Raw genomic sequence first — 13,439 nt, forward strand, 5'->3', positions numbered from 1 at the left:
ATCATTCAAGTCTACGCGTATGATTAAAGATTTTGCTACTCGAACTTGTCCATGTTGCAACAAGCCGCTCAAGCTGAGTGATAGGCTGGCATTGCTTAATCGAGAGCCATTGACCTGTAAATACTGTGCAAAACCATTAAAGCCTAACTTTAGCATTATGCTAATCAATACTTTTTGGCTCAGCACCTGTGTATCAGGGCTGATAAAAACCCATACCGAACTCAATTATGCATGGGCATTGTGCGCCGCTTTATTAGCCGTCAGTGTATTATTACCGGCATTAGATTTGCTCTTCTCACTAGAAGAAGAGCACTCTCACTAAGGCTTAAAGCCAAAGTAGCTTAATGCCAGTAACAATAATAGTGAAACTCAATACAACGCAAAGCGTATTAAATAGCTTATATACACCTGCACTTTTCACATAGTCACCCGCAATTTGCCATCCAGCTAACATGCCATTCAAAGAAAAAATAATGACACATAAGGTGGTTGCAACTTTGAACCAAATAGGCTCAATAAAAGCCAGCAAACTTTGATGATCGGTAACAGGCTGATTTACCAAAAGCCCTATCAAAATCAACGTATATAAAACAATTAAAGCATTACTAAAGCGCTGCAATACCCACTGTTTAGTCCCTGAGCGCGCAATTCCAGTTATAGCCATATCCACACTCCAATTCCAACACTCAATACAATGCCAAGACCAATAGCGACACGGGAAATCATGCAGCCACTTGTCAGTTCTTCACAATAACCAAACTCTTGGATGATATGCTTCACAGTACCTAGGCAATAGTAGCCCAGCGCAGTAAGCAATCCCCACACAATAAACTGTGCAAGAAAGTTTTCAGTGAACAAGACTGATAACGTATTGAAGTTATCTTGCGATTGAATTGCAAAAATTAATAGTGGCAATAAAACAACCAAAGCAGCCCATACAATGACACCACTGACGCGATGCAAAATAGACGCATAGGCTGTAATAGGTAGCGCCATTGTCTGTATCGCCAAATTAGTTGGCCGTTCTTTTCTCATATCAAATACCTAAACTTAAACGTGAACAAATGCTAACGCAAATCATTACCACTTACAAATTTAGATTAATTAATGCCTAGCTGATTAACCGTCTTAAAATAAGAAAAATCAGTATTTATATTGAAAAGCAGTGCAGTAGCGGTGCCACTGCACTGAAAATAGAAAGGGTTAGAAACCTAGCGGGATATTAAATGCAAAGAAACCAACTAATAATGATGTCCAAAACAGTAAAAACGCCACTGAATAAGGAACCATCATCATGATCACGTCACCAAAGCTCAAATCAGGCTTGTACTTACGCATAAAGGCTAAAATAACCCCAGCATAAGTCATCATAGGTGTAATGATATTCGTTGATGAGTCTGCAACACGGTAAGCCGCAGCAATCAGATCAGGCGTCATCGCCGGGTTTACTTGATACAACATTGGAACAAAAATAGGGCCAAGTAACATCCATTTAGACGTTAACCCACCAACAAACAAGTTGATCAGACCCGTGGTGATCACAAAGCCGATAATCAGTAGGATTGGGAACTCTTGTAAGCCAAGTGCTGATAAGCCACTTGCACCAATATAGGTAATATAAGTGCCTAAACCTGAATACCCTAAAATACCCAAAAAGTTATAACAAAAGAATGTCAGCACTAGGATATAACCCATGGTGTTCATTTGCGCGATCATCGCTTGTACGACATCCATCAAGCTCTTGAATTTACCTGTTGCCACACCAAATGCTGCACCAACAATGGTAAAAACTAAGGTGATCAATAGGATTACATTGTTCAAATAAGGTGTGACAACTTTACCTGAAGCCGTTTCGTATGGTGCCAATGGCCCTAAAGCAAGTGCAACCACAAGCCCAAGCGATAACAACAAGCCCCAAAACGCCGCTCTTAACCCTTTTTTCTCTTCTTCTGTTACAGCAAAGTTTGATAGGTCCATGCCCTCTGGTAATTCATAAGGTACATTTTTAAATCTTGGCTCAACAAACTTTTTCGTAACCCATGCCCCAATACCTACCAACATAAATGTCGAAACAAAAATAAAGTAGTAATGCATAGTAGCTGGCGTAAGTGCCTCACCTGTAGAGGACTCAAATGGCACGCCTTGAGACTCTGCAAAGATTTGCGCATTCAAACCGATGATCACATCAACCGGCGTAGCTGGGATCAAGTTAGCACTAAAACCCGCTGACACACCAGCAAATGCTGCCGCCATCCCAATTAATGGATTCTTTCCAAGCCCTGCATAGAGTAAGCCTGCCAATGGGATTAAAATTAAATAACCAGCGTCAGTCGCAATAGAACTCATGATCCCCAAAAAAATCAAAGCTGGCGCTAAGTAAGTGTCTTTTAGACGAGTACCTAGTTTTTTGATAATCGCATTAAACAGCCCTGAGCTTTCTGCAACACCTACACCCAGCATAACAATTAGGATCACGCCTAAAATGCCATTGCCAAAACCTAGCCAGTTTTGCAGTAATGCATTATCAAAAAACCAAACAACATGTTCAGCATCAGTCATATTTTTGATGGTATGCGTGATTGGGCTGCCATCGGCACCTTGGATTTCGAATGTTAACCCGCCGATCATAGCCGTCAGCGCAAACGCACCAACAATAAACCACATAAAAATAATGATAGGGTCTGGAATTTTTTTACCTGCTTTTTCAATGAATGATATCACCCCACCGCCATTCATTTTTGCTGTATCAGTTGCTGACACTTAACCTCCTTAGTATTAAAAAATTTATAATTAGCTGTGCTTTCTCAAGGTACAAACGTGGCATTCTACTCAATTTTTACTCAATTGAGAAAATTTTTAGTTGAATAGAGCTTTTAATGAGTTTGAACAATAAATGAATAATATATTTCAATTTAGGTACTATCGCTCTAAACATAAATTTTTTTAATGAAATACTTTCTACTCTTTCAGCCAGTCAAACGAAAAAACACCTAAGCCCATGAATTAAATAAATTTAATAAAATCATAATCTAAAATAAGAAATGTTCAATAAACAAACAGTTTACAACCTTTTCAATTAGTGTTGTTATAAAAAAGGAACAAAAAGGAAATAAACATGAAAAAAACAAATAAAATATGTACTTTGTCCCTGCTTGCTTTGGCCTGTTTTAATACAAACGCAAGTCCTACTAAAACTATTAGCCTGCCAGGAGATTGGTTTGGTGAATACCCAAAAGTGGAACATTTTGTTCCCGCTTACAATGCTGGTTATTGGAACACAGGGAATGCTCACCAGTGGTATAACAACTGCTATAACTATGCTGCAAACCGCACTTCACCTACCAACGCAAAATCTCAACCAGGCTATGCCAGTGGACACAGAGGCTTTGATTCGAACAGGCGCTCTTGTGCAGGTGTCATGGAAGGTGCTAGAAGAGATGGTTTTACGCCAGTCCCCCGCTCTCAATGGGCAAGTAAAAAAGCCGACACGAGCGGTACCAAAACGCTCATGGCTTTAGTACTAGCACCAAATAGAGACTATCACTGGTACCGTAGAGATGGTAATGGTAAATGGTCTCATAAACCAGGGAGTACAGCCGTGACTAACTTAGATAATTCTGGCCGCATCATTACGGATCCGGAAAGGGCTGATCGCGGGATATACACGACATTTTGCGGTTATTATGAAGGGCAATCATCTATTTTACTACATCGCTTACAGATCTACATTACGCAGAACCGTGGTCGGACTTATGTAACAGGCCAGTTCAGATCTAGATCTAATGACTCTCTCAACCCAAGCCTTGCGAACACCGTAGAGCAACCACAGTCGACGGTCACACTGCTTAAATACTCAGGTCGTGAAAACCCATCCGTACCCATTTCACAACTTGATGATTATTTAAAATACCGTCTCTCTGAAGTCGCAGCTTTACAGGACACTTCCATTATTCGTAAAGAAGTAGCACAACCAGGTGAACCGCTGCTACCAGGAAAACTAGGTTACTCTGGGATATTAATCGATGATGTTGAGGGCGTTTATTTTAATGCTGGTGATAAAGTTCTGATCAGCGAGGATGAGATCAAAGTGCTCAGTCAAAATCACACGCAATCCCATACTCGAATGGCCTCGTCACAGGACCAAGGCCAAGGTATAGGCTTCACTAAATCGCACCTACTTGATCTATCGTTGGAACAAGATCTAATCGATTTTATAGAAGCAAAATAACTAATACATTAGGGTAGCATGCTACCCTACTCACCCGACATTTAGATTGTTTTGACAATAATTAACCCACCTTCCTAAACAGCTACCTATTGGATAAATAACGGCAAAATTATGATTTTATTAATTTTAAATAATCAGCATCTGACAAAAAGCTGCCGCTTAATACGCAAAAATTAAACACTCTTTACAGTACAACTACTTATTACGTCATCATTCGCAACAATAGCCAACCTATATTGCGATTACCTAAATTACCAAATAAGGGTACAGATATTGCTTAGTTCCTAAAAACGGACTTTTGGGACAAACATGCTTTCAATCAATCACTTTTATAACAGACATCGAATGTCTTCACATAAAACAGCACAAGCACAAGAAACGCTCACAGAGCAATTAAGTACAGGAAAGCGCATTAACTCTGCCAAAGACGATGCAGCAGGTTTGCAAATAAGTAATCGCTTAACAACGCAAGCCCTAGTCAAAGAGCAAACTCAACGAAATATCAATGACGGGATCAGCTATGGTCAAGTGGCCGATACGGCCCTCTCTGAAGTAACTGAGTTGCTACAGCGCATGAGAGTACTGGCTTTGCAGGCTGCCAATGGCAGTAACAGTGACGAAGATAGAATAGCGATTAATCTGGAAATGCAGCAAAACATTGAAGCCATTGATGGCGTAGCCATGAATACAGAGATTTTTGGTAAAAAACCGTTATTAAGCTTACAAGAAGAGCCTGAACCCACTCCATTAGATAACGTGCAATTACTTAATGAAGCCTTTAGTAACGGAATATCAGCAACATTACCCTCAGGGTATCGCTCCTTTGGATTGATCCCCGCAGGCTCTACCAATGTGAGAATTTATCTTGACTCTTATGGCGCGAATGATGACCTGCAACTTTTTAATGCTCAAGGCCAACATTTAATTGGCAAAGACTTATCGCACGACAGTGCCAATATAGAAGCCAAATTGTTTACTTCTCAAAACGGTTATCACGGCCACGAAAAGTATGATAGCAGCCTTTTATTCGACGGTGGTGGGTATAACTTTCCAGCCACAAATATGCGGCAAATTAATGGCATGAATTTTACTTTTTCAGGTGATGGCCATGGTGGTGGAGACTATCGCGAAGAAGTCATTATTGATGAGGTGACAGAACACTTGCTCGTCAGTGTTACTGAAATCACAAACGGTGCATTTGAAATAAGAGCTAGCTGGGACTCTATGCCCGACAGTATTTCCGCGCCTTTATTGCCCAGTGCCAAAGATGGTCCTATGCTCATAACGGCCAAAGACGATGCTATTGGGGAAGATGGCTATGTTATTTTTGACGACATAGATGCCAGTGCGCAAAGCCTTAATATCGCAGAGCTCTCAGCGGATACTCAAGCAGGTGCGCAAGCATCTATCACCGCCATTGATGCAGCACTTAAGCAGGTCGGGCAATTTAGAGCTGACATAGGTGCGAAGATGAATGCCCTTGAAAGTATATTTCGCAATCAAAGCAATCAACATACGCAATTAAGCACGGCTAATCAAAAAATCGTAGATGCCGACTTCGCCTACACTATGACACAAAATGTAAAACAAGACATTTTAAAACAAAGCCAAATTGCAATCACGACACAAGCGAAACAAGCGTTCCAAAAAAGTATGACAAATTTAATTCAATTGATAGGGTGATGCAGCATATTGAAACATCGTTTAACAGTGAGTCAGCGCGCAATACTGTGTTCTTTTATTGCACGTTAACTCACTAAAGTAGTCAGAAATCAATGACGCTTTCTAGGTCCCATTCGCACCAAGTCTTTGCCATTTTCAAATACATCTTGGGTTACCCAACGTCCTAGTAACAATTGATGTTTATCATCAAGCACGGCAACAAATGGACGGCCATTACTATTATGAGTGGCTAATGCAACCCCTTCGACATTTTCTAAACCTAGGCCGCCGTTTTCTACCAACAGCAAAAATGCTTCTAATTCTGCTAAGCTCGTTATTTCATCTTGATCAGTGATCATATCTATTTACTCTCTTAATGCTCTCTTTTGCTTATTGGTTATCATTATTTGAATTGATAACACAAGCACATCGGTATTAAAGGCCATTATATCCCGCATTATGCACACCAGCCACTTAGGCATTTATAGGGTGAGCATCAAAACGCTTAAAAAGTATGATTAAAGTAATACATTCAATTATTGGGATTGCCGCGCAACCCACTCTTGCCGTACACTCATGGCCATTAATGCATTTATTTTTGAGGTTGTAATGGCTGAACCTGACAATAAACCTTCTGGCTTCTTTAGTCAGATGCTATTTAACATCATACTCCCAGTCGTGATCCTAACGCGATTTTCAGGAGAAGAACATTTAGGCCCATCTCTTGGTGTCATTGTCGCTTTAGCTTTCCCGGTCGGTTTTGGCTTGTGGGAACGTAAAAAAACAGGCAAGTTTAACTTTATATCCGGTTTAGGGATCGTGTCTGTGTTATTAACAGGCGGTATCAGTTTGCTCGAGCTAGATGCAAAATATATTGCTATCAAAGAAGCCTTGATCCCTGGTGTGATAGGGGTTGCTATCGTGGTAAGCCAATATACTAAATACCCATTATTAAAAACCATGCTGTTTAATGAAAATGTCATGGACATCCCCAAAATTGACTCAGCATTAAAAGAAAAAGGGAATTTAGACAAATTGCCTAAAGTGCAAATTGTTGCATCAAATATTTTGGCAGGCTCATTCTTTTTATCATCAGTACTGAACTATGTACTTGCAAAAATGATCGTCGTCAGCCCCGCAGGCACCGAAGCCTATAACAATGAACTGGGTCGCATGACCGCATTGAGTTATCCAGTTATCGTACTGCCAACCATGGTGATTTTCTTCGTTGCACTTTATTACCTAATTAACTCACTGAAAAAGCTCACTGGGTTAAAAATGGAAGACATGTTTATTGAACAATAAACCAAGTGTGTGCATTTTTGCGATTAAAGGGGCCTAACTAGGCCCCTTTTTCATACCCTTTCTCGGTTTTTTGGTAACCGAGTCAAATCTAACTTCAAAACTTTAGAGCGCCGCTGATAGTTGTACAGGGACTTTTTCTTAGCGGGTAAATCTTCAATGCTTGCACAGTCAAAGCCCTGCTCTAAAAACCAATGTATACTGCGCGTAGTGAGTGCAAACAAAGCTTTATAGCCTTTGCGACGAGCTTTATTAATGACAGTACGTAGTAAAAAACTGCCTCTGTCCGCATCGCGATATTGGGGGTGAACCGCCAAGCTGGCAAACTCTCCAACCTGCTCTTCAGCAAAGGGATAAAGTGCTGCGCACGCAATGATCACGCCATCTCGCTCAATGACCGTAAATTGCTCAATCTCCATCTCAAGCTGTTCTCTAGAGCGTCTAACTAAATATCCTTGTTCTTCCAGAGGCCTTAGTAAATTCAACACGCCGTTAATGTCTGAAATGGTTGCACTACGCAATTGCTCAGAGCTTTGCGGCGCTATCTGCGTACCTATCCCATCGAGAGAGAACAGCTCTTGCAACAAAGCACCATCCTCTTGATAACTAACAAGGTGGCAGCGGTGCACCCCTCCGCGACACGCATCAATCGCTGCATGCAAAAATACCGCAGCGCTTTTACAAGGTGAGTTGCCACCGTGTTCTGTGGCTAACAACTGCTCCGCTTCATTAGGCATTAATTCGGCGACGGCTTCACCATGTTCATCTAAGATGCCCGCTTCGTGACAAAATCCGAGCATTTTGTCTGCATCAAGACGCAAGGCAACTTGAGTTGCTATCTCTTCTGCGGTTAAGTTGAAACTCTCTCCTGTCACAGAGGCTGAAATAGGCCCAAGTAAAACAATACTATTATTGTCCAGCTGATGACGAATGCCCTCAACATCAATACGCCTTACGCGACCAGAGTGGTGATAGTCAACACCTTCATCGATACCTATCGGCTGCGCAATCACAAAATTACCACTGACAACATTCAATAATGTGCCCGACATTGGCGTACTGCTCAATGACATGGACAACATTGCGGTAATATCAAGCTGCATGGCACCGCTGACTTGCTTGATTATCTGTAATGAATCACTGTCAGTAACGCGGATCTGGTTATGAAATTCACTGTGGATCCCAGCATTGGCCAATGCTGTATCAAATTGAGGCCTCGCCCCAAACACCAACACAATTTTAATGCCTAGACTAGTTAATAGGGCCACATCGTTAATAATGCTGCGATAGCCAGGCTGATCAACGGCCTCCCCACCAAGCATGACAACAAATGTTTTACCACGGTGAGCGTTAACATAAGGGGTAGATTGACGAAAACCATCGACAAGTTCAGTAGTACGCACGAGCTAGTTACCTTTTTAGCACTGACAAATCACAATCACACAGAGCTTCATCATAAGGAATAAAAAACCAAAATAAAAGAATTTTTATTCTTAAAAGTTGAATTTTAATTCTGAAGTAAAAAATGATAAATATGGTAACCCACATACAAAAAGCACCATACTTTGTTAAAAACAATAAACTTAGATAAGTATGGCGTGTATTCCACCAGTTATTAATCATCTTAATAAAATGAGCCAGATTAATTATTATTCATAAAATCAAAATCACTATGAACATTGTTAATACCTGAACATTTCTCACTTTTGAAATGACTAATTTGAATTGAACAAAAACACATAGCAGGGTTAGATATATAGGAAGATTATTTTTCAACCAAAAATACAATGATAAAGGAAATGCAATGAACAAGAAATTAGCAACCACAGTGGTAGGTCTTGCAATGGGATTAGGTACTTCTATAGCGGTACTTGCAAGTAATGGTCATGGTTATACACATGGCTGTAATTGGCAGGTACATGGCACTTTAGAGGCATACTGTGGCTATCAAGCTTATGTTTGCCAATGGGGAGGAACCCCTGGACATAACTGCCGCACTATTAAAGCACAATGCATGATTGATTGTGCATAAGCCTAACCCGAGTGATAAGCTAACTTATCACTCATTTACATGCATCATGCCCACACGTGAATAAAATAGCCTGATAAATTCACTAGTTCCTTAAATAAATAATGTCATTAACTTAAATTTATTATGCACATTTTTCACTTTAAAAAACTAGGATCCATATATCTCGAATATATATGAATTTAAATCACCACCTTATTTATTGACAAAAAATACACAAAAACATTACCTTCTCAAGGTGAACAAATTTCGTTCACTAAAACAATGATAAAGGAAATAACATGAACAAAAAAATCGCAATGGCGGTGATCGGCGCAGCAATGGGACTGGGTACTTCGCTTGCTGTATCAGCAAGCAATTTTGCTAATTACACTAATGGCTGTAACTGGAAAAGCTTTGGTACGTTAGAAAACTACTGTGGCTACCAGGCTTATGTATGTCAATGGGGTGGTACACCGGGTTATAACTGTCGCACTATCAAAGCACAGTGCATGCGTGATTGTGCGTAATACGTATGGCCTAGAGCGATAACTGTCGTTATCGCTCACTTATTTATAAGTAGGTAACCTAATGAATATAATAAAATACCTCGCCTTGTTTGTGGTCACTTTAGGACTAGGCTGGTTCGGTGGTACTTATGGCTTGCAAGCTGTGCAAAATATTTTCGCCAGCCAACAAATAGAAAAAGGCGATTATGCATTGTACGGGATAAATGAACAGACACAGGTGAAGCTATATACAACACAATGGTGCCCGTTTTGTAAAAAAGCCACCGAATATTTAGTCAGTCGAAAAATCGAATTTATCAAAGTCGATATTGAGAAAAACCCCGAAGCATTGAAAGAGTTTGAAGCATTGGGGGGCGAAGTTTTACCCATTATTTTAGTCTCTGATGGCTTGATCAGAGGCTTTAATGAAGCCGCACTAGAGTCACAATTAAAAAGTAAAAACTTACTCTAATCTCCTGACCCTAGACACCTTTCATTCACCTGACGTGTTAAGCGTGAAAATGGATAGGCGAGCATGCTCAACTCGCCTCACTCAAAATATGTCGCGAAAATCAATCAGCACATCGCTTGCAAAGAGCACTCACTCTTTGGGGTGTAATGCTGTGTCCACAGCTGATTATTAAAGCGATTATTAGGGTCGAGACGATGTTTAAGTGCAAAAAACGCCTCTGCATTTGGATACGCTGAATGAAATTGCGCTGTCGTCGCATGCAATTGATAGGGTAAATAATAAGTGCCTCCCTCTTCAATAGCAGCGTCAACCAAAGCTCTACTCCAAGTTTGCACCTCTTGCTGCGCATGCTTTGATGTGCCCTGTCGATAATAAACAACAAATGCAAACACCTCTTCTTTTGCCCATGCCAATAGAGACCCAGTGTCCGCATAGGCATGTCGAACAGATACATTGAGGACATTCACCTCATAGCGTGTAAATATATCCGCCATCTTTGCCGAAAAGCGGTCAAAATGCGCAACGGGCACAAAGTACTCCCGCAATGCATACGTGGTGTTTGCTCGGCTACTTGGTTCAAGCTCTTTCACATCATAGCTTGCCTCATAATTACGCCATTGAACCACCTCAAACGCATATTGTACTGGGTCAAACAAGTACTGGCGTAGCCACTTACCAAACTTATAATCAGCAACAAACTCAGTAACTTTAGGTTGCCACCAATAATTGGTATCTTTGGGGATTAAACGCGTTTGGACACTCAGTGGTTTATCCGATGCTAGCCAACTAACACTGTTTACTTGAGTGTAATTTGGTGGGTAAATATCAGCATTATGAAAAATCACACGACTGTCATTTTTAATGTTTTGCTGAAAATAAGCGCTATATTCAGCAATGTTCATTGCCTGGGTTTCTCTGGCGACTTTGACATTTTTAACCAACTCAAGGGTCGCCTCAACAATCACACCTAGTCCACCGTAGCCACCAATCACCCCATAAAAAATCTCTGTATTTTCTTTGGCAGAAGCCGTCACGACTCGACCGTCGGCCAATACCACCTTAATGGACTTTACAGAGCGAATGATAGGACCTTCCCCCATATATCGACCATGAACATTGACGCTTAGAGATCCGCCCACCGTAAAATTGGCATACGTCTGCATGATTTTGATTGATAAGTTTTCTCGGTCTATCACTTCTTGTAAATCCCGCCACCGCATACCGCTTTGTACCGTGATTAGCTGCTGCTCTGGTGCAAAATGAACAACCTGATTAAGCGCCCTCATGTCTATGTGTAAGCTATTCTCTTTGCCTATTTGGCCACCTTGGCTATACCGACCACCACCAATAGAAATCTCACCAGTACTCGATGTAATCGCTTTTTGCACTTCCTCAATACTGGTAGGCTGAATCACCTTGGCGACTTTAATCGGGTTTAATTGAGTGACGTCATTAATCCAGTTTTTTTCTTGCTTGGGCGTTGGTGGGGTTGTCGAAAAGTCAGCAAATATAAACAAAGCAAGTGTGGCAAGTGCCACTATGCTCAGTACAATAAGCGCAGCGACACCTTTAAATATGGTTTTTAATATACTCAAAACAAATATCCTTTTTAAAATAAGCACCCTTTTTAAAATCTTCCGTGCACTAATACATTCAGCAATGGCATTGCTAGCCTAACTTACCGACTCCTTGAGCGTTGCCCGCACACTGGGCACCAAGCGGCGGCTCACGGGCACAGACTCACCACCACTGAGCGATAAAACATGCTGGTTATTTGGCCCGTCTAGTGTGACGACCTCGTTTAAATTAACTAGGTATGAGCGGTGTGTTTTCACAAAAATTGAAGGCAAAATAGACTCTAACTGCTTTAGGGTGCCGGAATAGAGCTTCTCAGTACCGCCTTTCATATACAGCTCAACATAATCACCCGCCGCTTTGCAATAGACGATATCCGTCATCGTGACATAATCTGTTTTACCCGCCACCGACAATTCAAGTTTAGTCGGCGTATTCTCTTGCACATTCTGAGCAAGCTTAAACTCCAGCTTTGCGATGTGGGTCTGATCAAGTGTATTCTGCACTTGTTGCGCGTTATACTCCCTTGCCTGGCGCACAAACAAGTAAGCCAGCAAAAGGGCAATGATCACAAAATAGATAATTTCATGAAAGCTGACTGTCGCAATACAAATGGTCACAGCAACCACACACTGAACGCCAAACCAAACTAACAGCGATTGTTCGCGACTTTGTCGCCAAAATACTCCAATTTGCAGCAAGCTAATCAGCAAAGGAATAAATATGCCCGCAGTGGTTTTAACATCAAAGCCGGGTGCAAATGCAAAAATAGTTAAAGATGAAAAACCACCAATATAAATCCAATGCCAAGCACGGCTGCCTGCCACTTTAAACGAACTATAAACCAGTAAAACAATGCCAAATAAAAACGACAACCCTGACACCAAAAGTAACCGGATGTCTTGCCAAGGGTAATCGTAATTGAATAATCCGCGAGACATCTCCACGCTCAGCTGCATAGCACCAAGCAAACATAACGCAGAAAATAATTTAAAATTTCGCCTTCCCTGCTGTCCAAAACTGATACTCAAAAAATATAAAGCGCCAAGTAAAAAAGCCCCAACCAAGATCAGACCAAGACTGCTAAATGATTGAATATATTGCTTAGGATCGCCAAATTGGCCAATGCCAAAGTAATGAATGGGATAATTGAGCGTGATTAAACTGTGCTGAGCCGATAGGGCTAAAACCAGTGTATTTTGCGCTTTTAACAGGTGTTCAGGGACATACAAAACCTCATCCATTTTTCCCGCTTGCTCTGATTTATCCAAAGCGGGCTGACCATTTTGCCCGATGAACACCCCGTTGAGGTAAACGCGAGACGCCGCTTTAGCAAATAAAAACAACCCGTATGGCGGCGCGAGTTCATCCATCCTTGGTGTGCGCTCAAATTGTAATTTCACCCATATCGCTTGGTTTTGCGGGTCAAGTTTTGATAATGGCGTGGTTTTACATTGCGGGCTTAAAAAATCAGGAGGATAAGAAGTGGTGAACGGACAAACTGTCGCTTCCATACTACGAGAAAGAGGCACCAGCTGTTGAGCGCCATAAGCAAGATTGACTAAGCCACTCACAAACCATAGCAACACCAAATAAAATATAGAATGACTATTCACAACCGCTTGTTTTTCCTTATACCACTTACCGAAGATCCACTACCGTTCAACCTGTAGCCCTTTAATT

At 41.2% G+C, this 13,439-nt stretch carries 14 protein-coding genes; 7 read left to right on the forward strand and 7 right to left on the reverse strand.

Annotated elements, in window-relative coordinates; translation table 11 throughout:
• Positions 1-322, forward strand: a 322-nt coding sequence (locus N477_RS20950; RefSeq protein ID WP_231098118.1) for a hypothetical protein, incomplete at its 5' end; no start/stop codon positions are given.
• A 3-nt stretch (positions 323-325) separates the two neighbouring features.
• On the opposite strand, the gene sdhD is transcribed toward N477_RS20950, so the two are convergent.
• The 3 genes from sdhD to N477_RS20965 form a co-directional block, all read right to left on the reverse strand.
• Positions 326-664, reverse strand: a complete 339-nt coding sequence (gene sdhD, locus N477_RS20955) for a succinate dehydrogenase, hydrophobic membrane anchor protein (RefSeq protein ID WP_063362573.1) — start codon at positions 662-664, stop codon at positions 326-328.
• Positions 655-1,035, reverse strand: a complete 381-nt coding sequence (gene sdhC / locus N477_RS20960) for a succinate dehydrogenase, cytochrome b556 subunit (RefSeq protein WP_063362572.1) — start codon at positions 1,033-1,035, stop codon at positions 655-657. Before sdhC ends, sdhD begins: the two co-directional genes overlap by 10 nt.
• A 168-nt stretch (positions 1,036-1,203) precedes the next feature.
• Positions 1,204-2,760: an AbgT family transporter gene (locus N477_RS20965; protein ID WP_231098117.1), complete on the reverse strand. Its 1,557-nt coding sequence runs from the start codon at positions 2,758-2,760 to the stop codon at positions 1,204-1,206.
• Positions 2,761-3,115: 355 nt separating this feature from the next.
• Between N477_RS20965 and N477_RS20970 the strand changes: the two genes are divergently transcribed.
• Complete coding sequence (locus tag N477_RS20970; protein WP_063362571.1) at positions 3,116-4,228, forward strand: hypothetical protein; 1,113 nt, start codon at positions 3,116-3,118, stop codon at positions 4,226-4,228.
• A 309-nt stretch (positions 4,229-4,537) separates the two neighbouring features.
• Positions 4,538-5,911: a flagellin gene (locus N477_RS20975; protein WP_063362570.1), complete on the forward strand. Its 1,374-nt coding sequence runs from the start codon at positions 4,538-4,540 to the stop codon at positions 5,909-5,911.
• A gap of 89 nt (positions 5,912-6,000) precedes the next feature.
• On the opposite strand, the gene N477_RS20980 is transcribed toward N477_RS20975, so the two are convergent.
• Positions 6,001-6,249, reverse strand: coding sequence for a hypothetical protein (locus tag N477_RS20980; protein ID WP_063362569.1), 249 nt, complete (start codon positions 6,247-6,249; stop codon positions 6,001-6,003).
• A 250-nt stretch (positions 6,250-6,499) separates the two neighbouring features.
• Here N477_RS20980 and N477_RS20985 point away from each other — a divergent pair, with 250 nt between their 5' ends.
• Positions 6,500-7,195 carry a VC0807 family protein gene (locus tag N477_RS20985; RefSeq protein WP_063362586.1) on the forward strand — a complete coding sequence of 232 codons (696 nt, stop codon included), beginning with the start codon at positions 6,500-6,502 and terminating at the stop codon, positions 7,193-7,195.
• Positions 7,196-7,245: 50 nt separating this feature from the next.
• Here N477_RS20985 and argA read toward each other — a convergent pair whose 3' ends face one another.
• Positions 7,246-8,595 carry an amino-acid N-acetyltransferase gene (gene argA, locus N477_RS20990; RefSeq protein ID WP_063362568.1) on the reverse strand — a complete coding sequence of 450 codons (1,350 nt, stop codon included), beginning with the start codon at positions 8,593-8,595 and terminating at the stop codon, positions 7,246-7,248.
• Between the two features lie 401 nt (positions 8,596-8,996).
• Here argA and N477_RS20995 point away from each other — a divergent pair, with 401 nt between their 5' ends.
• The 3 genes from N477_RS20995 (at position 8,997) to N477_RS21005 (ending at position 10,181) form a co-directional block, all read left to right on the forward strand.
• Positions 8,997-9,224 (forward strand): hypothetical protein, encoded by a 228-nt coding sequence (locus tag N477_RS20995; protein WP_063362567.1) that lies wholly within the window; start codon positions 8,997-8,999, stop codon positions 9,222-9,224.
• A 278-nt stretch (positions 9,225-9,502) separates the two neighbouring features.
• On the forward strand, positions 9,503-9,730 hold the full coding sequence (locus N477_RS21000) for a hypothetical protein (RefSeq protein WP_063362566.1): 228 nt from the start codon (positions 9,503-9,505) through the stop codon (positions 9,728-9,730).
• Between the two features lie 61 nt (positions 9,731-9,791).
• Positions 9,792-10,181 carry a glutaredoxin family protein gene (locus N477_RS21005; RefSeq protein WP_063362565.1) on the forward strand — a complete coding sequence of 130 codons (390 nt, stop codon included), beginning with the start codon at positions 9,792-9,794 and terminating at the stop codon, positions 10,179-10,181.
• Positions 10,182-10,285: 104 nt separating this feature from the next.
• Here the strand turns inward: N477_RS21005 and N477_RS21010 are convergent, their stop codons facing one another.
• Both N477_RS21010 and N477_RS21015 read right to left on the reverse strand, forming a co-directional pair.
• Positions 10,286-11,776, reverse strand: a complete 1,491-nt coding sequence (locus N477_RS21010; RefSeq protein ID WP_231098116.1) for an FAD-binding oxidoreductase — start codon at positions 11,774-11,776, stop codon at positions 10,286-10,288.
• A gap of 78 nt (positions 11,777-11,854) precedes the next feature.
• Positions 11,855-13,372 carry a LytR/AlgR family response regulator transcription factor gene (locus tag N477_RS21015; protein ID WP_063362564.1) on the reverse strand — a complete coding sequence of 506 codons (1,518 nt, stop codon included), beginning with the start codon at positions 13,370-13,372 and terminating at the stop codon, positions 11,855-11,857.
• Between the last annotated feature and the right edge of the window lie 67 nt (positions 13,373-13,439).

This window comes from Pseudoalteromonas luteoviolacea H33-S (genome assembly GCF_001625695.1).
GTDB lineage: Bacteria > Pseudomonadota > Gammaproteobacteria > Enterobacterales > Alteromonadaceae > Pseudoalteromonas > Pseudoalteromonas luteoviolacea_B.